Raw genomic sequence first — 23,732 nt, forward strand, 5'->3', positions numbered from 1 at the left:
AGACCGTCCTCCCCGAACCCGACCTGCTCCTGTCCTTAGAACTGTCCCTCATCCTTGAAATCTAGGGTAAGGCTCACATCCTTGACCGTGCGGAGCACAAGGTTCGCCCCCGCTTCCCGCCAAGCATCCCGCGTCCCCTCCTCCGGAAGGGGGGTCGATTGGAACCGGATCGTCCGTTCCGCTTCGCTCCACACTACCGTGCCGAAGGCATCAAGATCATTCAGGACGATGGCCGTCCGCCCGTCGATGTTAAAGGAACGAAGCGGTGTATCGCCGTAATAGGCTTGGATGTCGGTATACAGCACATCCTTCAGATGCGTTCCGTTCGGCAGACGGTTCGGGTCTGGCCGAGGCGCCTGTTCAACCGCAGCCAGCTCCCCCGCAGCCTTTGGATCAATTCGTATCGTTCTCGCCCTCGGCGACCACGCCACATCGAAGCCGCTTTCCCGTAAATCCTCGGCCGCGATGGCCGTTTCTCCCGCGATATTCATAGAAGGCAGCAGCTTCCCATTCACATAGGCGGCGATATCGGTAGAGACCACCTCACCTACTTGATCCCCAACAGAGCTGGCCTCGGCCGGACAGTGGTTTTCCCACAGAACGAAGCAGCCAACGAATAGCAGCGCGGCAACCCATCGATTACCCATGATCTTTGCCTCCATCTTATCATTCATTCTAAGATATTAGACTAGAACACAAGGGAAAAGTTTCATGAATTACTTAAAATAGGTAATATTTACTCAAACCATTGAACTGTCCCATCTTTAGCTATTCGCAAAAAAATCACGGTTTCCCCGCCGCTTCAGCAGTGGTAAAACCGCGATTGGTATAGGTAACCTTTTACTCTCCAACGTCATACCAAGCAAGCTCCTGCAAGTCCGGCTCACCGTTGTTTTCAGCCCAAATCAGGTGTGTCCACCCATTGAATCTCAGCCTTCTCCGTGTGGTGAAGCTCGAGAACCACAATCTCGTTGCGGCCTGCCCGCAGCAGCGAAGCCGGCACATACAACGTTCGAGTCGGTCCCTGATCCCAATAGCGACCCAGGTTAAAGCCGTTCAGCCATACGATGCCCTTGGTCCAGCCCTCCATACGGATGAAGGTATCTCCTCGCTCCTCTACGGATAGCTCTCCTCGGTAGAAAGCAGGCCGGTCTTTCCTTACGACAGCTTTCCCAGCGATACTTGTAAAGGGGATAGAAGCCAAGCTCTCGAGGGGGAGCGGATACATGGTCCAATTATACAGGAACTGGTTATTCAGTCGGACACGTTCCGAAATCCCTTTATTATCCTTCAGCTTAGACCCATAGTTGACCCGGCCCATATTCTCAACCACAAACCCCATTCGGATAAGGGAGAATCGTAATCGTAGCTGGTAATCGTCCCTTCATACTTCTCTTGAAAGTTCGCCCCGTTGTAAAATCCGAAATTAGTTCCACCATGGAACATGTAGAAATTGACAGAGGCTCCCATCTGCAGCATCCCATCCGCTTGACCGTCGGAGGTAAATAGCAGTACGTCCACTCCACGCCTGATAAGCCCGTCCCGCAAATAAGCCAGATATTCCGCGTCATTGCCGTAGCCTCCCGGTCATTGAGTTTGTTGTATGTTAGCTCTAGTCGGGAGCGTCTTCAAGTCATTTCTGCACATAAAGAAAAGCCCAAGCATCTACTCAGCTTGAGCTTTATCTGGCAATAATATTGGTAAATGCGGTTCTGAAAATAAAACGCTCAAGGACAGTGGTTCTCGCGCACGTCCCATCCAAATCACTCAAGCATTAAAAAACGATCGATATCCAACAACAGGTCCGTGGAAACCGGCCTCTGCCGCACGGCCTCCGCTGCAAGCCTCGGCATCGGACGCGCTGCGGTGACTTTGTCGAAACCGGCAAGCTCGCGCAAACGTCCCAAATATTCCTGTTTGCCCGACTTTCTGAACAGAGCTTCGTTCAAGGAGTACGCGGCAGTCCGAAGTTCGTCCGAGTCAGGCTCCAGCCGCCACATCATGAAGCGAACGGCAGCCTGTTCCTGCTCACCGGCGTATTGTTCCGTCATGCGCTGCAGTTCGTCCAATGCCTTGCCAGGGCTGATCTGTCCCAAGCGCGTTTTCAGATGCAGCTGCTGTACAAGAAGCTTGACCTGCAAGTCACGCCGTTTTAGCCGAATGGCGAACTTCAGCGCTTCATCGGCAACCTCCACGCAGCCTGCCATTTGATTTTGCCGCTCCATGAATAGGCTCGTGAAATAGAGCGCCTCGCATTCGAAGAAAGGGATACGAAGCTGTTTGGTTAGCCTCACCGATCGTTCGATCCATCGGCCGGCTTCCTCATATCGGTGCTGCTCCATCAGATTGCAACCCTCGATGCCAAGAACAACGGCGGCAATATGCCAGTCCTGAATACGCACCGCTTCCTCAAGGCAGAAGACGATGCATTGTTCCGCTTGCAGGCGGGAGCCGAGCAAATAATAATATTTGCCCAGCATGCCTAACGCCATCGCGAAGCCCATTTTCGCCCCGATCGACTTGCTGATCTCCAGCTTCTCAACGATGCAGTCATAAGCGAGATCCATATCGTCCGTCTCAAAATAAACCAACGCCAATCCGCCCATTGCCTCTCCGACGAATAGAGCGTCCCGAATTTCCGTGGCAAGACCAATTTGTCTCTGAAACCAATAAATCGCTTGGTCGTACTCGCTTTGGTCATAATGCAGGAAGCCGATCATGCCGAGGAACCGGACATCGTCTTGCGTTTGTGTTTGTTTTCCGGTACGGGGCAATTCCATTCTTTCCAAGAAGTATTGAAGCGACTTGTCGTAGCTTGCCATAAAGTAATGCAAAATACCGAGCATTCCGAATGCGAAGCCGAGTCCGTCGTAGTCCTTCGTCAGCTTGAAGTGGTAAGACGCCCGTTCGAGATGAAATCCGGCTTCCTCATATTTGCCCATCAGTCGCAAGCAGTTGCCGAGAGCGACGTCGCAATAGGACCGCTCATTGAGCGTAACCAAGTATCCGTAATGCTCAAACCAGTGCTTGTAAGTCTTCTCCGCCTCATTCCAATCTCCCGTCACAATCAAAGCGTCGCCGAGCTTCAGCAGAACGGGCAAAGTCTGTTTAGGTAGCAACAGCCCGAAGAGCTTCCGATAATAATGGATTCTCGTCTCATTGGCATAGATTTTTTCTGCCTCTGTAGCGGCCAATTCATAGTGGGCAATGGCCTCTCGATCCATCCCCGCAAGCTCATAGTGAAAGGCGATTTCCCCGGCAACCGGTTCGATCTGCACGCGATGGTAGACAAGCAGACCTTCCGCGATCTGCCGGTGACACCTGCGCCGCCTGCTCTCATTGTTCAGCTTGTACGCGGTTTCCTTGACGATGTCATGAGTGAATCCATAACTCCCGCCCCCCGTCTCCTGCAAAATTTTCAATTGCATCAGCCGCTCCGTACGCGCTAGAATCACTTTCTCCTGCAGGTCCGTTATCTTCGCCAATTGCGCTGCGGTAACGGGCCTTCCGACGGCTGCGATGATCGATACAAGCTTGCGGTTGACCGGCGACAGCCTACTCAACCGATTCTCGATAACGGATTTCGCCACTTGCGACAGCCGGAATTCGCTGCTGTCCCCGCTCGTTTGCCATTCACGCAACGTTTCCACAATAAATAGCGGATTTCCACCGGTTTCCCTGTATAAATTCGCGGAATGGCGATCCGCTAGCGCATCGCCGAATGTTTCGACCGCCAAGCGGGCCGTTTCGCCCCGGCTAAGCGGAGCCAGCTCAATCTCGATCAGCTTCCGCTCGGATCGAAGCTCACCCAGAACACGCGCAACGGCATCTCCTGCATCTTCGTCCGTTCTCATCGTCGCCACCAAAAGCAGTCTGGCTTTGGAATCGCCTCGGATCAGGTAGGAGAGTAACTGAAGCGTCTCTTCGTCGCACCACTGGATATCGTCAAGGAGAAGCATCAGCGGCTCGCTGGCCAACAGCATTCGTTCGATCGCTTCGAACCATTGGTTCAATTGCCATTTCTCTTGAATCGGAGACGGCTTCGACAAGTCGGGATGTTGCTCCAGCAGTTCGGGAAGCAGACGCGCCAATTCGGACAGCCATACCGAACCGAGCTTCGGCGGCGGAAGGCTCCGGAGCCAGCCCATTACCGGCCTATAGGATAGCGACCTGACCGACGGATAGCAGCCGGCAAAAGCGGTTTGAATCCCCAGGCTTTCCAAGCATGACTTAAACTCCATGGCTAACCGGGTTTTGCCGATTCCTGCCTCTCCCTTCAACAGAAGCAGGGCGTTTCCGCCGGCCGCGATTTGTTTCCAGGCGCCCAGCAAGCTTTCCCATTCGCTTATTCTGCCGATCAGCGGGATTTTGCTTGGCAAGTCCTTGGACATTCCACTTCCGTTTTTCGTCAGTCCGTCATACAAAAGCAGCGTCTCCTCCGAAGGTTCAATTCCGAGTTCGGCATACAGAACACCTTGCAGCTTTCGAAATGTTTGCACAACGCCCGCCATATCTTTATTCAAGGCGTACAGCCGCATCAGCGTACGATACGTTGCCTCCATTAACAGGTCCTGACCCAGCAGCTTTTGTGCGAAAAATAGAGCCGACGCATACTCCCGCTGATGTTGCAGAGCGAATACGAGCTTATCGAGCGCGGTCACATACGTTTGCGCCAGCTGGTCCCGTCTCTGGATGAGCCATTCCTCGCCGAACCCCGGCAGCAGCTCTCCTCTATACAGCTCTTCCGCTCTGCACAGCTCATGAACGGTTGTTCCTTGCGCCGCCTGTTCGAACTCGCGCACGTCCGAATAGACGGGCAGTTCAGGATTCAGGCGGATAGTTGCGGGCGTGATCTTCAGATAGCGATCGATTCTCGGAACGGATTCCCGAAGATCGTGAAGAAGCTTCCGCAAGTTGGATAATGCCTGCTTCTCGGTGGAGTCGGGCCAGAAATGAAAAGCGATTTGCCTTCTGCTGGGAGACGCATCCATAGCTAGGATCAAGTATGCCAGCAGCAGTCCGACTTTTTTGCCGGGGATTTCCGATAGCTCTTCGCCGTCGAGGGTTAATTTCAAACTGCCTAACAACTGAGAACTGAAGCCTGCCAAATGGGTCTCCCCCAATCGTCAATTGGATCATTGTCAATTGTATTCGCTTATTGGGTGGAAATCCCTTTCGACAAGGCAGATAAAAAAAGCCTTTGACGGGGGCAAAGGCTCTACATCATAATGACGAAGATTTCTAGTTGCGAACCTTCAGCATGCGGACGATGGCCGACACGGCTTCCGCACGGGTGGACATCGCTTGCGGCGCAAATTTGCCGTCTGGGATATCCCTGGCATTGATAATGCCGCTCTCCTCGGCCTTAGAAACGGCGGACTTCGCCCATTTCGGAATGTCCGCATCGTCGGGGAAGCTGGTGTGCGGCACATGATTGGCCGTAGAGAGGCCAGAGACACGAATAACCATCGTGATCATTTCCGCGTGGATAATGTTCGCATCGGGCCGGAACGTATCGTCTTCGTACCCCTCGATAATGCCGAGCTTCATCGCCTGCTCCACGGCTTTCACCGCCCAGGCTCCGATTGTCCCCTTATCTTTGAAGGCGAGCGGCGTTCCTTCCTCTCCCGGGGGGAGCCCTCTGACGATCATACTGACAAACTCGGCTCGAGTCACGCTCTCTTCGGGCCGAAACGTGCCGTCCGGGTAACCGAAAACGATGCCGAGCGTCACCGCTCTGGCGATTTCCGAGCCCAACTTATGCCCTGCAACGTCCGTCAGGCTCACCTCATCCGTATGAGGGGAAGGAGGATGGTTTGCAGGAGCAGGAGAATGATCGTTTATTGGGGATACAGTCACGACGCATTGTTTGTAGTATCCTCCATCCTCTGAGGTTGCCGTAATCGTAGCCTTGCCTGCAGCGATGCCCGCTACTTTGCCTGTAACGTCCACTTTGGCAATGCGATCGTCACTGCTCGACCATACGATTTCTTGATAGGAAGCATTGCCCGGGACAATGATCGCCTGCAGCGTCTCGATTTGCCCGGCGTCCAATTTGAGCTCGGTTTTATTCAGATTTACACCGTTAACATGTACCATACCGATGGCATACAATTTATTGTCGCCAGATCCTATATATACCGCTCCGTCAGGACCGATCACCGCTGTGGCAATGATCTGGCCACCGGTTCTGAACTCCCATTTCTTCGTTCCATCCGTTTTAATCGCATAGAACTTCGTATCGGCCGATCCAACATAGATGGTGCCGTCTGCGCCGACTGCAGGTGCGGCTATGAGAATACCAGCCGAATCGAATTTCCACTTCTTCGTTCCGTCGGGCTTGATTGCATAAATACCTGAGCCGCCCGAGCCGACATAGATTGTGCCGTCGGAACCTATTGTTGGCGATGAGTAGGAATTGCCTCCAACTAGTTTATTATCCAAGAGATATTCCCATTTCTTCATTCCATCCGGCTTGATCGCATACAGTCTCTCAGCACCTGAAGCCATATAGACAGTACCGTCTGTTCCGATCGCCGGCGAGGTCTTCACTTCATTACTTGTTGTAAATTCCCACTTCTTGGTTCCATTCGGATTGATCGCATAGAGCTTCTTATCGCGGGAACCTACGTAGATGGTGCCGTTAGAATCGATGGCGGGCTTGCCACTCATTCCACCTCCCGATACGAACTCCCATTTCTTCGTTCCGTCAGGTTTGAGCGCGTAGAGCTTCCCATCCTCGCATTCAACGTAGACAGTACCGTCGTTACCAAAAGCTGCTGTGGAGTATAGGGCATCTCCTGCTTCGAACTTCCATTTCAGCTTTCCATCAGGAGCGATTGCATACAGATGGACCCCAGATCCGACATATACGGTGTTGTCTGCGCTAACTGCCGGCGAAGAATAGATGGCAGCTTCCGTTGAGAACTCCCACTTTTTGTTCCCCTTTTTATCGACTGCATAGAGCTTCCCGTCTGTAGATCCAACGTACACAGTGCCGTCTATACTGATTGCGGGCGAGGAAGAGCTGATCTTCCCACCTGTTTCAAAACTCCATCGCTCCACGCCGTTTGAACTTGGCAGATATAGGTTTATGTTCATGTTCGGATTGGCCTCTATTCTTAACTCCGGATTTAACTGAAGATCAAGCGCCCTAGCGGGTTGTAGTGGATGGAGACAAGCCAGCAGCACGGCCGCATAGAAAGCAGCATAAAACAATTTTTTAGCAAACATATGGAGGCCCCTTTCGGTAGAAACAGGATTCTTCAATACTTGACTTGCACCTTTGGACTATTCTAATGAAGTAAGCGCTTCAAAAGCGCTTCCCTTGCTATTGCCCATTTTGAAACGCTTTTGAAGCGCTTATGCTGATATGCTTTTTCATAATGTATCCATCAAAACCTTGGAGGAAGATCATTGATGAAGAAGACACGCGTTATTCTATTGCTCGTCATCACCGCCATGCTCTCGCTTTCGGCCGGAGCGTACGCCGCCAGCAATCTTTCCGAGATCAAAGCATACCTCAACTCAGGGATCAAATTCCGCCTGGACGGCAAACCTTGGCTCCCTCTCGATGATAATGGCAAGCAAGTGCTTCCGATCACGTATGACGGAACGACCTATTTGCCTCTTCGGGTAGTTGCCAACGCCTTTGACATTCCGATCACATGGGAAGCCTCCACGCAAACCATCGGCATGCGTGAGAGCAGCAACCTTACGTTGTATTCCAAGGAGGTGAAAGTGGATAATTGGAGCGAGAAGTTTTACGATGTGATTGACAAAAAACAACTTGTTTTCGGCAATCATCAGTATGCTGGGGCCTATGCCTTTACGGCGGAAAACGTGGGGTTGGGTTGGTATGACGGATCGCCTAACCTGAAATTTAACTTTGGAACAAAATACAATACTTTGCATTTGATCCTGTACTCCCCCTCGTCGATGAAGATCAGGGTGCTGAACGGCAGCAATCAGCAATTGACGGATGACATCAGTCTCGAGGCTGATCAGGTTACGGAGCTGGATGTAGATCTGCAAGGCAGCCAATATGTAGTTCTATCGGCTTACGATGCCGTTATTCAATCTGAAAAACCTCTTCTCTATGTTTTGAAAGACAGCTATGTTAAGACAGCAGCCATTACGGATTCTCGGAAATAAATCTGAAGGATAACCATTCCGTTTCAGTTATTCTACTAGCAACGTTAACAGTGAACAGCACCCCACATGACTTGAGTGTCGTCACTGTAATTTAAGCCGTAAGAAGAGCGGTGGCGGTAAACTTTTAGTGAATGTTTACCGAGCCATCCGCTTTAACTTCAATCGAACTATACTTTCACCTGTCGATCTGACTGCTCCTCAGAATTTAAGCTGACTCCATGTTTTTTTCAACCACTCAGCAAATAACTCTTCCTCCTCAAACTGAGGATAATGAGCGGATTTTTCGAAAATAACAAACTCCTTCTTCGGCGCTTGCAGTACTTCAAAGTATTCTTTTGCCGCGTTTACAGATGTCATATAATCATATTGTCCCATTACAAAATAAACGGGTATATCTACTTTCTCGACAATGCTTGTCATATTATTTTTCGACTCTTCCTCCAACAAAATTTCTTGCGATAATGAAACTCCTATTAAATAGCGAATGACATCGAGCAAATTATACTCCGGATTGAAGAGAAACCCTGTGTAATAATCCCTATTATCATCAATTAATCTAGCTGCTCCGCCATATTTTCGAACCATATCTCTTGGAGTAAGTTGCTCCCCTTTTTCTATTGGACCTCGAAGCTGTTCTAATCGTTCTGCATCCTTTAAGTTATCGGCTAATTTTGCTTGTTCAATAGAATAATTCAAGCTATCCAATTCGCTTTTCCCATGATCGGCAACCTGCCCGATTCCAACATAAGCAACGAATTTTTCAGGTGCTTTTGCGGCGGCTTTCATCCCAATATATGTGCCAAAAGAATGGCCTATCAGCAACACTTTTTCTTGTCCAAATTCCTTTTCAACATAATCTGTTAATGCCAACAAATCATCTACGAGCAAGTCTGACGATAATGTAGAGTAATCCTCAAAAAAGTGATACGACTTCCCGCTTCCGCGTTGATCATAGTGTACGATTGTATAGTTTTTTTCAAGCAAATCTTGATATTTCCGCACATAAGGAATTTCAGAACAGCCAGGACCGCCATGCACAAAGATTACTATCGGATTGCGTCGGTCCGCTCCCCTAATCATAACTTCATGATCAGTGCCATTAATCTTGATCTGTTTTAAAGAACTTATGCTATTATCTCCTTCAATTCGAGGTGTCCCTGTTGGAAAAACCAATCCGATTGCAAGAAGCAAAACAATAATAAATATACTTATTTTTGTTATCTTTATGTATTTTCTTTTCAATTGACGGCTCCTTCATATATAGATAAGATGACGCAGCCGATATTCCAAGTAACTGTCGCCCATGTACTGACCGCATATTGTTTCCAGCAGATAGGAATCAAAATAATGCTCATCGCAGGCGCTATCCTTCCAATTGCAATATAAAACCTAAGTATACACCATCCTTTCAACCCATGTATTTGAGCAAATCTGTCACATCTCATCTACTCTTTGCGAATCATCAATATTAAGCACCCCACATGTGACGAATGCCTCGACAGTCTAAGCTCCAACCTGCTGATTCAGCATTGCCGCTTCGACACTTAGCTCGACTCTCTGCTTTAGCACTATTTGTGATACGGTCCACCGCGCTGTCTGTAACGGCAAGTTTAAAGGCTATCCTTTCTCAGGCGGCCTCTTTTTGATCTCGCGATCTCGAAAGTCTAATCAGCCGAGCCAAAGCTAGCTGCTAGCTGCCTCTCCGCTCTTTTCACCTGGGCCCGATTCATCGAACCTCACGATAGAGCTCCATTTCCCGCACCTCACGATTATTTCCCAGGCAAGCGCATAAATCGCTGCAGATTGACAAATTTCTCGCCATCTCCTGGGCCTAGTATTCGTCATATCCGCCAGCCACATTGCCCTCTATCATGTCAACAGAGGCTCCCTATCAAGCCCGCGGAGCCACAGTTGCTCCTTTTCAGTAGTGTTTCACTTTATATTCCATATCTTTGACTCTCTTCTTCGCATCGTCAATAAACCCGCTCAGCCTCGGAAGGCATGGAGCGGGCGGAATGATAGCTAATATAAAGATCAAAGGAGCCCGTGGACTCCGTATTAAACGGATGCCTCCGCCCACAGCCGGCGTGCATTGTCGAGGGCGATACGCACGCCTTGGCGCGGATCTTCCATGCCTTCGAACTCCAGAGACAAGTACCCGTCATAGCCGGAGCTTTTGAGCACCGAAATAACTGCCGGCGTGTCGATATCCCCTTGTCCGAAGATAGCTCCGCGCAGATAGGCGCCATGGCTCGAGCGGAACCAGCCTTCACCCGGGTTGCGGGTGGACGGACGGCGGTAGAAGTCTTTCAGATGCACCATCGAGGCATAAGAAATATTGTTCATGACGGCGCTCACCGGATCCTCATCTACGCATAGGAAGTTGCCGATATCTAGGGTCGTTCTGAAGTTCGGACGGTCGACCTCAATGACCAGGCGGCGGACACGCTCGCTGTTCTGCAGATAGAATCCGTGATTCTCTAGACTCGTCGTAACGCCGAGCGTAGCCGCATGATCAGCAATTCGGCGACAAGCTTCCACCAGCCGTGGCAGATCCGCTTCGAAGTTTTCGAGCGTCGTTTCGGGAATCGGGCGGGAAGCGACATCATGACGCATCCGGGTGGCGCCTAGACGGTGTGCGATGTCTACGTGCTTGATCGTCTTCGCGATTTCCTGCTCGTATTCTTCTTCCGTATCCTTGACGAAATTGGCGCCGATGCAGTATCCGGAAATTTCAATGCCTACCTCTTCGGCCGTCCGGCGGATGTCATCGATCAGCTCCGGGCTGTCCAGAAGGTTGAAGCTGATCGGGACGATTTCGACATGCTCCCCGCCATGCTCGGCCACCCAGCGGATCGCATCTGTCAGCGACAATTCATTGGTATTCAATAACCGGTGCAGGCTGTATGTACTGAGACCCAATTTCATGATATGTTTCCTCCCTATCGGTTCCTTCGATTGTCATTCCTTGTTCATAGTGCAGCAGAGATCCAGACATGCCCCCGAATAGCTGCTCCGAACTTTCGATGTTTCCCTGTGTTCGTGTCCGTCACCTCGCCAGGACAACTGAAACGTTTCAATGATGCAAGCAAGGCTGGTATGATCTCTGCTGGGTCGATCAGGAAAAACTCCATCTGAAAATGAAGCACCGGCATACTAACGTTCGAGCAAGGCAAGCCAAGAGTGAGTTTTGCCAATCCATACCTGAATGCTACCCGACGAAACGGTCTGATCAACTTCTGTGACAGTCCGTTCCGCATATTCTGTATTCGGGCGGGGCCCATGCCTAATTCTCCTCAGGAACAGGAACAACAATTCCCCAATCTGAGGTCTGGGATGCTTCATCTTGCTCTCCTGGCTGCCCGGGAGCCTCTCCTGCAGGTTGGAGAGATAGCCCTCCCCGCTGATAGAGCTCCTGCATCAGTCTCTGACCTGTCTTCGTCCCGGCCAAGCCCCCCTTGGCTGTCTCGCGGTGCTTCTCCGGCATGGATGAACCGACCTCGTACATTACCTGAATCACTTCGTCGGAAGGAATCACGCTGCGAACCCCTGCCAAAGCCATGTCCGCTGCTGCCAGCGCATTGACTGCACCAAAGCCGTTGCGGACGATGCAGGGCACCTCGACAAGCCCTGCTACAGGATCGCAGATCAGACCGAGCGTGTTTTTGAGCGCCAGCCCCACGGCATGGACAGCTTGCTCAGGATTCCCTCCGCGCAGCTCCGTAACCGCTCCGCCCCCGAGACAAAGGAGCGGTTGGCAATGACATAGCCTATAGCGCCCGCAGCGAACAAGCCGTAGACGAGATGCTCGTCATCCCAGCCGAACCGCTCCTGTGCGCTGATGAACACACCAGGAATAATCCCGCAGGAGCCAGCCGTCGGCGTAGCTATGATGCGCCCCATAGAGGCGTTGACCTCTGATACGGCAAGTGCATAGGCCATAGCCCGGCACGCCTCTTCCCCGAGCAGGGGTACGTTGCCAGCAGCATAAGCCGTTACGCGCTGGGCATCCAATCCGGTCATGCCGCTGCGGGACCGTGTGTTCTCCGTCAGCCCTTTGCGGACCGCTTCCTTCATCACGCCGTAATAGCCGGACATCTTGGCAAACTCCTCGTCCCGGCTGCGCCCGCTTTCCTGAGCCTGATCGTCCAGCATCAATACCCCGATAGCCTTCTTTTCCAGCATACAACGTTCGGCCAATTCCCGCAAGGAATGAACCATCATAAGAGCTTCCCCTCCGCTTCCTTCAAGTCGATGGCCACCACCCGCTTCACATGCGGCACCTCCGCGATCCGGCTCATGATATCTGCCCCAAAGAGCTGATCCGCTTCGATCACAGTCATCGCCCGGCCCGTACGCGAGGTGCGATCTACGTCCATATATCCGATATTCATCTCGGCCTCCTTGAACATACGGGTGATGTCCGCCAGCACGCCGGGATAGTCCTCATGATAGATCAGCAGGGTCGGGTACTCTCCTGAAAAGGTGACGTCATGCCCGTCAACCTCCTGAATCTCGATATTGCCTCCACCGATGGAGATTCCCCGTAGAGAGGCAGACCTTGCTCCAGCCGATAGCTGCAAGTCCACCGTATTCGGATGGGCTATGCGTCCGGCCCCTGTCCGGATCGACAGTCTCAGTCCGCAGCGTTCGGCTTCTGCCAGCGCCCCTGGTATCCGCAGGTCGTCCGTGGCAAAGCCCAGCAGGCCTCCGACAATCGCCAGATCGGTTCCATGCCCGCGGTAAGTGTCAGCGAACGAGCCGTAGAATATAATCTCAGCGTTAGCCGGCTGGCAGCCCAGCAGCTTCCGGCCTACGAGACCGATCCGTACGGCGGCAGCCGTATGCGAGCTGGACGGGCCGATCATCACAGGTCCGATAATGGAGAAGACATCCTTGAATCGCATCCGCTTACACCTCCAACCCTTGCTTCCGCTCGTTTGCACTCTACCCGTTACCGTTCCAGACGGGATAGGTTCTTTTGCCTTGCAGCACCAGCAGATGACCAGTTGATCTCCCATCCGCATAGTGATCAGTATGTAATAAGCACGGATCGGGTGCTTGAGCTCCTACTTGCATAGGATAACCAAACAGATCGCTGAGCTTGCCTAATGCGCTCAATAAAGTAACCCGAAGCAGGCTTATTGACATTGGCCGCTTCATCCGGTGAAATAAGTGCTGCTGTTATGCCAAAAAGCACCACAGATACATCTCTGTACCCGCGGCGCTTTTCAGCCGTAACTCTCCTATTCCAATAGCTCGCACATGGCGTCCAGCGCCTCTTCCTCATCCCCTCCGCGGGTTTGAATCCGCAGCCGGGTGCCTTCACGCAGTGGCATCACCATCATCCCCAGCACGCTCTTGGCGTCCAGCCTCATCTCAAGCTCCTCACAGAGAAGCATAATATCGGATTTGAAGCCATTGGCCTTCTGAGACAGTATCTGCCAATCCTGAAATTCGAACGAACGTCTAACCGTAATCTCATGCACTCTCATCGGATTCCACCACCACCTGCACTAAACAAGATGCATTACTTTTCCTTGCTCTACGATATGCAAGACGTACGGGACGAGCAGCGGCGGGAATCCTTCCGCTGCCGCTGATCCGCGTTAGCCAGCTGTACCCGTATTATTCGCGGCCTAAGTCCATTTTCCTGCCGGCCAAGAAGGGGAATGGCCGTTGAATCACAGAGTCCGAAGCCCCGTGCTTAGATCCATGACGCCCCCCTAAACCCTGGAGCCCCTGTACGATCCCCACGCTCAGCCACGCTCTCTGTCCCACTGGTGTATCAGCCATTGCTCGATACCCCCGGCAGTCTTCTGCAGATTCGTCATCCCTGCTTCGTCCGCATAAGGCAGATGCCCGCGGAAGTAGTCGGGATGTCCTCCCACGATCGGAATCTCAAGCTGAACAGCCGGTGCGTGCTTGTCGCGGTTCCAGCGCATCCTTATCCCCGATGGCCGCTCCCAACCACCCCAGACGCCGAATAACCGTACCGGATCACCGGCAATGAATCTCCGCGGACGCGGCGAGAAGGTAATAGCCAGTACGTCCTGGCGCTCCTCCGCCCTGACTCGGCATTTGGGTGTGCCTATGAGCACCGTGCGTACACGCACCAGCTCTCCCTTCTGGTGCCTTAGCCATCTGGCCCCATGCATCCCGGCCATCCCTCCTCCGCTGTGACAGAGCATCAGCACCTCGAGCGGACCTTCGGCCCCGGCAAGTCTTCCGCACACAAGCTCCGATAGCCGGCTCCGCAGCCTGGCCGCTCCGATGCTCCTGCCATACCGCGTAGGCGGCAGGGCAAGATCATATCCGATCTCAGCTGTCTGCAGGATGACCGAACGGCTCCAATCCCCATAGGCATAGACGGATTCCGTCTCTGTCTGGAAGCCGTGTTCCTCCAGTCGCGCTGCCATCTCCGCCCCGATGGCATCCATAAACCCCGGAGCCGTGGCAAGCCCCGGCAGCAGTACGATGAGCGCCCTACGCATGGCTGCCATCGAACTGCTGGGCGTTACGGATACGCTCCAGCAAGCTTGGGTGGGTGGACCGAAACAGCTTGACCAGCATCGGCGGATTCATCTCACTGAGTGAGGATGCGGCAAGCTGCTGGTACATCGTCACGGCGCTGTCCGCATCTCCGATCAGCCGGAACGCATACCGATCCGCAACCAGTTCTGCTTGTCTGGACACCGCATTGCTTAGCGGCAGGGTGACGAAAGATAGCACGGACAACACGAGTAGTGCAAGCGGAAGGGCAGCAGGCTCATGAAGCCTCCCAATCCTCCAGCTTTCCCCGTACCGCCGCAGAAGCAAACGCGCTATCCAGCTGCCCGCGACCAGCAGGACAAGAGTCGAGGCTGCGGCCGCTGCGGTACTCCATTCCAGATGGTGCATGACGTAATGGCCCATTTCGTGAGCCATGATCAGCAGTATCTCAGGCTGAGACAGCTTATTCATGGTCGTATCCCAGAGCACGATCCTCAGACTGGAGCCAAGCCCGCTGACATACGCGTTCATCGCATTCGTTTGATCGGACATCCTGACCTCATATACCCGGTCGGCTGAGATCCCCGCCCTGGAAGCCAGCTCCAGAATGCGCGATTCGAGCTGAGGGTCCGATAACCGGCTGAATGTGTTGTACAGCGGATCAATAACGACAGGCTGCACATAGACCGCCAGCAGGAGGCACGGAACAGATACGAGCCACAGCTTCAGCCACCAGCGTCCTCCGCGTCTAATCATCCAGAACGCTGCTGCAGCGGCGACCACCATAACCAGATACTCCAGCCCAAAGTCGATAGCTCTGTCGTATACCCAACTCCCCCAGCTCTGTGTCGAGATCCCGTTGGCGCGGGACAGCAGGAAGCCCGTTATACGCAGCGGCAGAAGCCCTAGAGATACAGCGGCCTGAAGCAGCAATACCATCAACGGAAGCCGCAATCTCGAAAACCTTCCATCTCCGTCCCATCGCGCCTGTAGACGCGCACCCGTGCCGCTGACAAGCAGCCAGACATAGATGCCCCACTCCCAAGGATAGCTTATAAAGAAGAGCCAGTTGCTCCAGGCTGCATATGCGATGCTCTGACGGTAACGCTCCGGCTCCAGGAAGGTAGCCGGATCAGCCGCCGAGCCTATATCCGCTTGGGGAATTGGATGCTTCGCCGCTATGATCAGATACAGGCCGATCGCCGCGGTATAACCGATCAGGCCCAGAGTCAGCCACATTCCCCGTGAGACGGCCGCTTTCATTTCACTTCCACTCCTTTATCGATATTCTCGCATACCGTCGTTTACCGTTTGCTCCCATTATAACCGATTCCCTATTCTTCCCTACCGAAGCCTTATAAATTGCGAGAGGGATCGCGAGTCGGGAAGTTTCCTCGACCAAGGTCCAGCCTGGCGTCAGCCCTCAGGCGGTTTTCTAATCCTCTGAAATGGTTTACAATACAACTATAAGAATGATCGAACAAAGGACAGGTGAGGACGATGAAATGGAACGGAAGAAGCATCGGGGGAATTGCCCTGATCCTGCTCGGCGTGTGTTCAGTATTCATATGGGGAGCGCTGTGGGCGCTAATATCTTACGCACTGGCATTTGCCCTGCTCTTTTTTGGATTTAGATTTTGGCGGGAAGCGGACAACTTGTTCAAGCAGATATGCAGCGGCCTAGGCATGCTGGCGGGCCTGCTGCTGCTGCTCTACTGGCTCCCCAAATTTATTGCTCTGCTCGTTGCCACTGCTATGATTCTCGGAGGCTGGTGGCTGTACCGCACAGGCCAGTCTGCCGGATATTCGTACCGTGTGAAATAAACAAGCCTAGGGAGGCAAGAGACTGCTCCGCCGCACGATGAATGCGGCCGGAGCAGTCTCTTTGTGTTGGTCATCATGACACCCCCCTACTCAAAGAAGTCAAAGGGGTTGCGGTGATCCCCTGAAAGAGGGTTGCAAGACGTATCGGCGGCACGAAGTGTCAGACCCGCGGCTTGGCCCTATTGGTAGGAGTCGCAGACAGAGGATCGTCAGGCCACACATGCTTGGGATACCGTCCCTTCAAATCCTTCTTGACTTCAAAGTAAGCGTCGCGCCAGAAGCTCGCCAAATCGCGCGTCACTTGAACAGGCCGGTGCGCCGGGGATAGCAGATGCAGCACCAGCGGAACCCGTCCCTCCGCCAGCAGCGGCGTCTGCTGCAGGCCAAACATCTCCTGCAGCCTAACGGCCAGCAGCGGCGCGTCAGGATCGCTGTAGTCGATCGGGATCCGGGAGCCGCTCGGCACCGTCCAGTGGGTAGGCGCATGCGTCTCCAGCGCCTGGCGCTGCAACCAAGACAGCATACCCTCCAGCAGAGCCCCGGGCTGCAGCCGCTGAAGCTCCTCGCGCTGCTTCATCCCATAGGCATGAGGAGCCAGCCAGTCCTCCAGCGTAGCGAGCAGTGCTTCATCGGACACATCCGGCCAGCCATGCGCTCCCCCGCCCGTATGGCGGTGCATGAACGACAGCCGCTCGCGAAGCTGCTTGGCCGGCTTGCTCCAAGTCAGCAGACCCAGCCCTTCGGCCCGGACCCCTTCGAGCAGGGCGGCCAGCACCGATTCCGGATCCGGCTTGGCCCACACGGATTCCTTCAGCACCAGCGCGCCCAGCTTTACCCGCTGCCGGGCCCGCACATTCCGTGCCTGAGCATCCCAGTAAACGGCCGACTCCTTCACCATACTCGGCTCCAGACAGGCATACAGCTCATCCTCGGCAATCGGAGCGGCCAGCAGTATACGGCTGTCCGTCCCCTGATCATCCAGCTCGGCCACGGCCAGGAACGGGGCAAACGACAGGCTCTGCGTCTTCGCAAAGACCGCCCCGCGCCCTCCGCTTAGCAGAAACCTCCCGTCCCCGCGGCTCTGCGCGATCCGGTCGGGATAGGCCAAGGCGAGCAACAGTCCGCAGCGCTCCTCAGCTCCTCGCGCCGCCTCGCGGCCGAGGCCCAGCTTGCGCTTCCACTGTGCGGCCTCGTCCACTACGCGGCGCCTGGCGGCGTCATCGGCCCCTTGGCTGCGCCCGGTCTGCGACTCTCGTATGAACGCCTGCAGCGCCCCGTAGCGCTGGCGGATATCTCCGTCGGCGGCACCCTGCGGGCCGCGGAACAGATCCCGCTCCTGCAGCAGCGCCGCCAGCTCGCAAGCGGCTTCGCCCAGCCCGAGCGGGATTGCCCGCAGGGTCATATGCGCCAGCCGGGGCTCCATGCCGAGCTCCGCCATCTCGCGGCCATGCGCAGTCAGTCCGCCGTGCGCATCCAGGGCTCCGAGCTGACGCAGCAGCTCGCGCGCCTGCTCGTAAGCAGCCGCAGGCGGCGGAGTCAGCCAGCGCAGCGCAGCAGGGTCGGAGGCGCCCCATGCCGCCAGCTCGAGGGCTAACGGCGCCAGGTCGGCCTCGGCCATCTCCGGCACCCGGTGCTCGCGCAGCATCCGATCCTCTGCCTCGGACCACAGCCGGTAACAAACCCCGGGTGACTGCCGTCCGGCACGCCCTCTCCGCTGATCGGCCGAGGCGCGGGATACGCGCTGCGTCTCCAGCCGGGTCATGCCTGTCCGCGGAGAGAACCGGGGCGTTCGCATCAAGCCGGTGTCGATGACGATGCGTACGCCATCTACGGTTAGGCTCGACTCGGCAATTGGCGTCGACAGGACGACTTTACGCTCACCGGGAGCGGCAGGCCGCAAGGCAGCCTCCTGCGCCTGTGGCGCGAGCATGCCGTATAACGGCGCGATACGAACACCCATCGTCCTGATCCGGTCTGCCAGCGCAGCCTCGACCCTGCGGATTTCGGGAGCACCGGGCAGAAAGACAAGCAGGTCCCCCTCCTCGTCGCGGCAAGCCGCCTCAATCACGCGTACGGCGGTCTGCTCGATACGCTCCTCAGGCCGGGCCGGGGGAACATAACGGGTTTCCACCGGATAGCTCCGGCCCTCGCTGACGATCACAGGGGCCTGCTCCATCAGCGTAGACACGGCCGCCGCATCCAGCGTAGCCGACATAACCAGCAGGCGCAGCTCTTCGCGAAGCGCCCCCTGAGCCTCCAGACATAGAGCGAGTCCCAGATCGGCATGCAGGCTCCGCTCGTGGAACTCGTCAAAGAGCACGATCCCCGCCTCTTCCAGGAATGGATCGTGCTGAAGCATGCGGATCAATACGCCTTCCGTAATGACTTCAATACGGGTGCGGGCACTTACTTTCGTCTCCAGCCTGACCCGGTAGCCGACCGTTTCGCCGACTTGCTCCCCAAGCGCCCCAGCCATATGGCGGGCGGCTGCTTTGGCAGCCAGACGCCGCGGCTCCAACAGGAGCAGCTTGCGTCCCTGCAGCCAAGGCTCCTGCAATAACGCCAGCGGGACACGTGTCGTCTTCCCCGCTCCAGGCTCGGCGACCAGCACCGCCCTTGTATGCGTTCCCAGGGTGTCGCGGAGCTCGGGCAGCACTTTATCTATAGGCAGTTCTTTGAACATAGTTCACCTCAGTTTACTTCCTCGGGCATTTCCGCTCCTGCAGGTATGACAGACGGGACGAGGATGCGGCCCCTTTGTGGTTCATAAAACGCCGACAGCATGCCCCATCGGAGCCGGCATACGGGGCATGGCATCACCTAAGAGGGCTTGCGGTCCGGCTCATAGCCAATTCCTCTGCCCGTCACCCCCCGGTACCTATGCACATGCCGGGGAACCGTGAGCACTGTCTTATACAAATTACCGAGAAACGAGAAAGGCTCATCCTCCACCTGAGAGACAATCCGATGATAGTGCTCTCCATTCGGAAGCCCGACAGCGGGACCGGTCGTACCGAGAAAGCGGTGGAAATGGCCATCCGCCATCAAGGTATGTCCCTGAAAGGTATGCACGTGGCCATCCGTGGAATTGCCGTTTACCGCATACGTATACAGCTCCATCATATGACTATGATTCAATGTCACATCCGTCACCGTCTGCATGTAATGAGCATGCGCCATAGCAGGTTCCCCTGCAATCACGGGAATGGACTCTTCAGCTTGGAATTTTCCTGCCTTCTCATCTTTTCTTCGCATATGGATAATTTCCGCCTCCGCCCTTAACCGCTTTACACTACTATACGCGGGCGGTAAGCAGAATCATTCCATGCCGGAGAGGACTACCCCTGAACGGGAAGCTCGATCCAGCCCTTGTAAATGCCATAGTAAAATAGGAACGAGCTGACAAAGCCGAGACCCAGCATCATAAAAGCGGATGCTTTCTTTTTCTGAAAACCGAACAGAAAGGCCAGGCTGAAAAACGTACCCATAATAATCAAACAAACCAGCATAATAATCGTTGCCATCTGTATTTTTTCTCTCCTTTCGTTTACCTGTAGCCTGCAGCGCAGACCTGACGATTTCAAAATACCATAGTTTGGCGCCGAAACCTATACGGTCTGCTCCGCAACCATGACAAATTCTTGAATAGCGCGAGTTCAGGGCTTACGTCCGGACGACGGACGGTGGCTGTGACTATGCTTATGATCCGCTGTATCGTCGTTTTGCTCGAGGAAGGTGACGGACAGCTCGGCGTAATGGACGCCCTTCAATACCTGAATACGCTGCTTCAGCTCTCTGAGCTGTGCGTGAAGTCCGCGGACGACCAATATTTCCAAACATTGATGATGATTCAAATGCACATGCATCGTTGAAATAATCTGATGATGATAATCATGCTGCAGCTCAATCAGCGTCAGCGGCAGGTCGGAGATATGATGATCGTACACCATGACAATCGTCCCCGCCACCGGACGGTCGGCCTGCAGACCTCCCGGCTCCAGCAGCACCCGCCGCACCAAATCACGGATCGCTTCCGAGCGGTTGGTATACCCCTGCTCCGTCAAGTACAAGTCAAATTGCTTGACAAGCTCCTCCGGCATCGAAACGCCGAACCTCGTCAATATATCTTTCTCCATTGCTCACACCTCGTCCATTCCCGTCTCTGCTGCTCATTCTATCACAAACGGACCGCAAGCCAAAAGACCTTCCCCGTCATTCCGACAGATGGAAGGTCCCTTGGCTGACTGACATTGCCGTATACAGGCGCTTGCCCTTGATCCTGACTCTTAGTCGGAGCAGCTCGAGTTCACAGCTTCGCCTTCTTCAACGTTGATCTTCTCCGAGATGGAATCGCGGATGACGCCCATTACCAGCTGCAGCAAGTAGTTGATATCTTCTTGCGATTGCTTGAACTCGCTGACGATCGGGATCGCGTCGAGCTGCTCCTGGAGCGCATCGATTTCCCCTTCGATCTTGTCGACCATCTTCTGATTTTGGAACGATTGGAACGCGACAATTTCCTTCTGCTTCTTCTTGATCGCGCTGATCAGCGTCTGAATCTGGTCATTGCCTGAAATCTGTTTTTCTGCCTGCTGGAAAAATTGAACCTCATTGGAAGCCGACAGCATCTCGGCCAATTCCTTTGCCTTGCCCAAAATATCTTCACTGACGATCATCTCTGTATTGGTATATAGCTCCATACCGCAATCCGTAAATTTTTGCTCTGACATGTTCCCGACACTCCCTAGCTTCCAAGTTGTAAACTGACTGTTTCGTGGATCCATTCGCCTTTAATATAAAAGGTCTGTGTTTCCGTAATGCGAACTTGTACGAATTGGCCTATGAGCTCCTTCGGACCTTCAAAATGCACCAGTTTGTTCGTCCGGGACCGGCCGGCCAGCACCTGCTCGTTATTTTTACTTTCGCCTTCGACCAGTACCTCCAGCGTTTGCCCCTTCAACCGGTCATTGCTGGCCTTGCTGTACTCATTCAGCGTATCGTTCAGCCTGTACAAGCGCTGCTTCTTCACTTCAGCAGGGATATCATCCTTCATATCGGCTGCAGGAGTGCCTTCGCGCGGCGAGTAGATGAACGTATACGCACTGTCGTACCCGACTTCGCGTACGAGAGCCAGCGTGTCCTCGAATTGCTCGTCCGTCTCGCCCGGGAACCCGACAATGATATCAGTCGTCAGTACGACATCCGGCATGACCGCCTTGATTTTACCGACCAATTCCAAATACAGCTCACGCGTATATTTGCGGCTCATCCGCTTCAGAATCTCGTTGCTGCCTGATTGGACCGGCAGATGGATATGCTCCATCAGGTTGCCCTTCTTCGCCAGCACCTCGATCAAGTGATCGTCGAAGTCGCGCGGATGGCTCGTCGTGAAGCGGACGCGCGGAATATCGATCTTGCTAACATCGGCCATCAGATCGCCGAACCGGTACTCGATATCCTCGAAGTCTTTGCCGTAGGCGTTGACATTCTGCCCGAGCAGCATGATCTCCTTGAAGCCCTGACGGGCCAGGTCACGCACCTCGGCGATGACATCCTCAGGACGGCGGCTCCGCTCCTTGCCACGCGTATACGGCACGATACAGTATGTACAGAACTTGTCGCAGCCGTACATGATGTTCACCCACGCCTTGATGCCTTCTCGCTTCTTCGGCATGTTCTCGATGATGTTGCCTTCCTTGGACCATACCTCGATGACCATCTCCCGGTTGAAGGACGCATCCTTCAACAACACCGGCAGCCGGTGAATATTGTGGGTGCCGAAGATGAGGTCGACGAACGGATGCTTGGTCATGATCCGGTTGACGACGCCTTCCTCCTGCGACATACAGCCGCAGACCCCGAGAATGAGGGACGGCTTCTCGATCTTCAGATGCTTGAGATGTCCAAGCTCTCCGAATACCTTATCCTCCGCATTCTCACGCACCGCACAGGTGTTCAACAGGATGATATCGGCTACCTTACGGTCGTCGGTCGACTGATATCCCATCTGCTCCAGCATGCCCTTGATCGTCTCGGTGTCATGCTCGTTCATCTGGCAGCCGTAGGTCACAATCTGATAGAACCGGCCCTTTCCGAATTCCTTCATATCCTGGGGAATGCCGAAGTCGTAATGCACCTCGATGGATTCTTTACCCCTGCGTTTCCCTTCCTTAAAGTCCGGCTGGGAATTGATTTGAATATTCCTTCCTTTGATCCGGTATGTCGTTTTTCCCTCTTCCTGGGACACGACCTTCGCATCCGAGAAATCAAAGTACTTGGAGTAGTCCTTCACCTTGTCGGATTTTAAGTCCGATGTATTCCGGCTCTCCTTGGTCATGGCGTGTCACTTCCCCTTTTATGATACAAAGCTGTTAATATTCAAAGTAATTCAATATAACATTATAGCATTCCAGCTCTATGATATCCATCTCGGGTATGCAGACGGCGTATCCTCTCACCCATGCTATAACTTCTCTCTGATTTCATGCAGAAAACCCCAGCCGTATACATGACTGGGGTCTCTGAGTGTGCTTGCATAAGCCGTACGAAAGGCTCCTCGACGATTAGGCAAGTCAGTGCCTGTACGGGCTATGCTTTATTCAGATAGAATGGTAGCCGTATCGCCGGTTTTGACACCGGCTGCGTTGGCCTCATCCGTATCGATATGCATATCCAGCGCGAACTGCTCCGACACACGGGCAACGACCTGCTCGAAGATCAGTGGGCGCTCGCCCTCTACGCGAACAGTCAGCAGCTGCTTATCGGCAATACCCCACTTGGCAGCATCGTCCGTATGAAAATGAATATGGCGCGCCGCTACGATCACGCCCTCCTCCAGTTCAACCTCACCAGCGGGACCGATCACCCGGATGCCAGGTGTCCCGTCAATGTTTCCGGATTCCCGTACCGGAGGCTTCAACCCTAACGCGAACGCATCCGTGCGCGATACTTCGAGCTGTGACTTCGGTCTAGCCGGCCCCAGAATGCGGACCTTGTCAAAGCGTCCTTTCGGTCCGACCACGACCACCGTTTCTTCAGCTGCGTATTGTCCCGGTTGGGATAAGTCCTTCATAACCTTCAGTTCATAGCCTGCACCAAATAATAGTCCGATGTGCTCGGCGGATAAATGAATGTGTCTGGCGGAAACGCCAACAGGTACTTGCTTCATCAAGTGTTCTCTCCTCGTCTCTCTATCGTCTTGCCTTGATGTGGCTACTCCATCCCTATTATACCTTGATTGCATAAAAAAAGCATACGACCGG

The 23,732-nt window shown here is 54.0% G+C and carries 18 protein-coding genes and 2 pseudogenes; 2 read left to right on the top strand and 18 right to left on the bottom strand.

The genetic code is table 11. The features are described from left to right. Positions 1 to 35: 35 nt before the first annotated feature. From WMW72_RS19695 to WMW72_RS19710, 4 genes and pseudogenes are all read right to left on the bottom strand, one after another. On the bottom strand, positions 36 to 647 hold the full coding sequence (locus tag WMW72_RS19695; protein WP_341417257.1) for a hypothetical protein: 612 nt from the start codon (positions 645 to 647) through the stop codon (positions 36 to 38). Between the two features lie 248 nt (positions 648 to 895). Then, positions 896 to 1,584 (bottom strand): annotated as a pseudogene (locus WMW72_RS19700) (beta-galactosidase); the annotation flags it as partial. 179 nt (positions 1,585 to 1,763) lie between these two features. Then, complete coding sequence (locus WMW72_RS19705) at positions 1,764 to 5,108, bottom strand: ATP-binding protein (RefSeq protein WP_341417258.1); 3,345 nt, start codon at positions 5,106 to 5,108, stop codon at positions 1,764 to 1,766. A 133-nt stretch (positions 5,109 to 5,241) separates the two neighbouring features. Continuing rightward, positions 5,242 to 7,065: an outer membrane protein assembly factor BamB family protein gene (locus WMW72_RS19710; protein WP_341417259.1), complete on the bottom strand. Its 1,824-nt coding sequence runs from the start codon at positions 7,063 to 7,065 to the stop codon at positions 5,242 to 5,244. A 354-nt stretch (positions 7,066 to 7,419) separates the two neighbouring features. Here WMW72_RS19710 and WMW72_RS19715 point away from each other — a divergent pair, with 354 nt between their 5' ends. After that, positions 7,420 to 8,154, top strand: coding sequence for a stalk domain-containing protein (locus WMW72_RS19715; protein ID WP_341417260.1), 735 nt, complete (start codon positions 7,420 to 7,422; stop codon positions 8,152 to 8,154). 198 nt (positions 8,155 to 8,352) lie between these two features. Here WMW72_RS19715 and WMW72_RS19720 read toward each other — a convergent pair whose 3' ends face one another. The 7 genes and pseudogenes from WMW72_RS19720 to WMW72_RS19750 all read right to left on the bottom strand — a co-directional run bounded on the left by WMW72_RS19720 (position 8,353) and on the right by WMW72_RS19750 (position 15,909). After that, a complete protein-coding gene (locus WMW72_RS19720; protein ID WP_341417261.1) occupies positions 8,353 to 9,396 on the bottom strand; it encodes an alpha/beta fold hydrolase in 1,044 nt (347 codons plus the stop codon). Positions 9,397 to 10,212: 816 nt separating this feature from the next. Beyond that, positions 10,213 to 11,082: a sugar phosphate isomerase/epimerase family protein gene (locus tag WMW72_RS19725; protein WP_341417262.1), complete on the bottom strand. Its 870-nt coding sequence runs from the start codon at positions 11,080 to 11,082 to the stop codon at positions 10,213 to 10,215. A gap of 358 nt (positions 11,083 to 11,440) precedes the next feature. After that, positions 11,441 to 12,378, bottom strand: a pseudogene (gene sdaAA / locus WMW72_RS19730) (L-serine ammonia-lyase, iron-sulfur-dependent, subunit alpha). Continuing rightward, positions 12,375 to 13,061, bottom strand: coding sequence for an L-serine ammonia-lyase, iron-sulfur-dependent subunit beta (gene sdaAB / locus WMW72_RS19735; RefSeq protein ID WP_341417263.1), 687 nt, complete (start codon positions 13,059 to 13,061; stop codon positions 12,375 to 12,377). Before sdaAB ends, sdaAA begins: the two are co-directional and overlap by 4 nt. Before the next feature lie 339 nt (positions 13,062 to 13,400). Then, positions 13,401 to 13,649 carry an HPr family phosphocarrier protein gene (locus WMW72_RS19740; protein WP_341417265.1) on the bottom strand — a complete coding sequence of 83 codons (249 nt, stop codon included), beginning with the start codon at positions 13,647 to 13,649 and terminating at the stop codon, positions 13,401 to 13,403. Between the two features lie 264 nt (positions 13,650 to 13,913). Further along, complete coding sequence (locus WMW72_RS19745) at positions 13,914 to 14,657, bottom strand: hypothetical protein (protein WP_341417266.1); 744 nt, start codon at positions 14,655 to 14,657, stop codon at positions 13,914 to 13,916. Beyond that, positions 14,641 to 15,909 (bottom strand): M48 family metallopeptidase, encoded by a 1,269-nt coding sequence (locus WMW72_RS19750; protein ID WP_341417267.1) that lies wholly within the window; start codon positions 15,907 to 15,909, stop codon positions 14,641 to 14,643. The genes WMW72_RS19745 and WMW72_RS19750 overlap by 17 nt, the downstream gene beginning before the upstream one ends. A 237-nt stretch (positions 15,910 to 16,146) precedes the next feature. Between WMW72_RS19750 and WMW72_RS19755 the strand changes: the two genes are divergently transcribed. After that, on the top strand, positions 16,147 to 16,470 hold the full coding sequence (locus WMW72_RS19755) for a hypothetical protein (RefSeq protein WP_341417268.1): 324 nt from the start codon (positions 16,147 to 16,149) through the stop codon (positions 16,468 to 16,470). A gap of 160 nt (positions 16,471 to 16,630) precedes the next feature. Here WMW72_RS19755 and hrpB read toward each other — a convergent pair whose 3' ends face one another. The 7 genes from hrpB to pduL all read right to left on the bottom strand — a co-directional run bounded on the left by hrpB (position 16,631) and on the right by pduL (position 23,638). Further along, entirely contained in the window at positions 16,631 to 19,153 is a 2,523-nt protein-coding gene (gene hrpB / locus WMW72_RS19760; protein ID WP_341417269.1) for an ATP-dependent helicase HrpB, read from the bottom strand. A 137-nt stretch (positions 19,154 to 19,290) separates the two neighbouring features. Beyond that, positions 19,291 to 19,725, bottom strand: coding sequence for a YmaF family protein (locus WMW72_RS19765; protein WP_341417270.1), 435 nt, complete (start codon positions 19,723 to 19,725; stop codon positions 19,291 to 19,293). 83 nt (positions 19,726 to 19,808) lie between these two features. Further along, positions 19,809 to 19,994: a hypothetical protein gene (locus WMW72_RS19770; protein ID WP_341417271.1), complete on the bottom strand. Its 186-nt coding sequence runs from the start codon at positions 19,992 to 19,994 to the stop codon at positions 19,809 to 19,811. 132 nt (positions 19,995 to 20,126) lie between these two features. After that, positions 20,127 to 20,606, bottom strand: coding sequence for a nickel-responsive transcriptional regulator NikR (gene nikR, locus WMW72_RS19775; protein WP_341417272.1), 480 nt, complete (start codon positions 20,604 to 20,606; stop codon positions 20,127 to 20,129). 150 nt (positions 20,607 to 20,756) lie between these two features. Next, complete coding sequence (locus tag WMW72_RS19780; RefSeq protein ID WP_341417273.1) at positions 20,757 to 21,200, bottom strand: YlbF/YmcA family competence regulator; 444 nt, start codon at positions 21,198 to 21,200, stop codon at positions 20,757 to 20,759. Between the two features lie 14 nt (positions 21,201 to 21,214). Further along, positions 21,215 to 22,807 (bottom strand): tRNA (N6-isopentenyl adenosine(37)-C2)-methylthiotransferase MiaB, encoded by a 1,593-nt coding sequence (miaB, locus tag WMW72_RS19785; protein ID WP_341417274.1) that lies wholly within the window; start codon positions 22,805 to 22,807, stop codon positions 21,215 to 21,217. Between the two features lie 258 nt (positions 22,808 to 23,065). Continuing rightward, positions 23,066 to 23,638: a phosphate propanoyltransferase gene (gene pduL, locus WMW72_RS19790; RefSeq protein WP_341417275.1), complete on the bottom strand. Its 573-nt coding sequence runs from the start codon at positions 23,636 to 23,638 to the stop codon at positions 23,066 to 23,068. Between the last annotated feature and the right edge of the window lie 94 nt (positions 23,639 to 23,732).

The organism is Paenibacillus filicis (genome assembly GCF_038070315.1).
Classification (GTDB): Bacteria; Bacillota; Bacilli; order Paenibacillales; family NBRC-103111; genus Paenibacillus_G; species Paenibacillus_G filicis.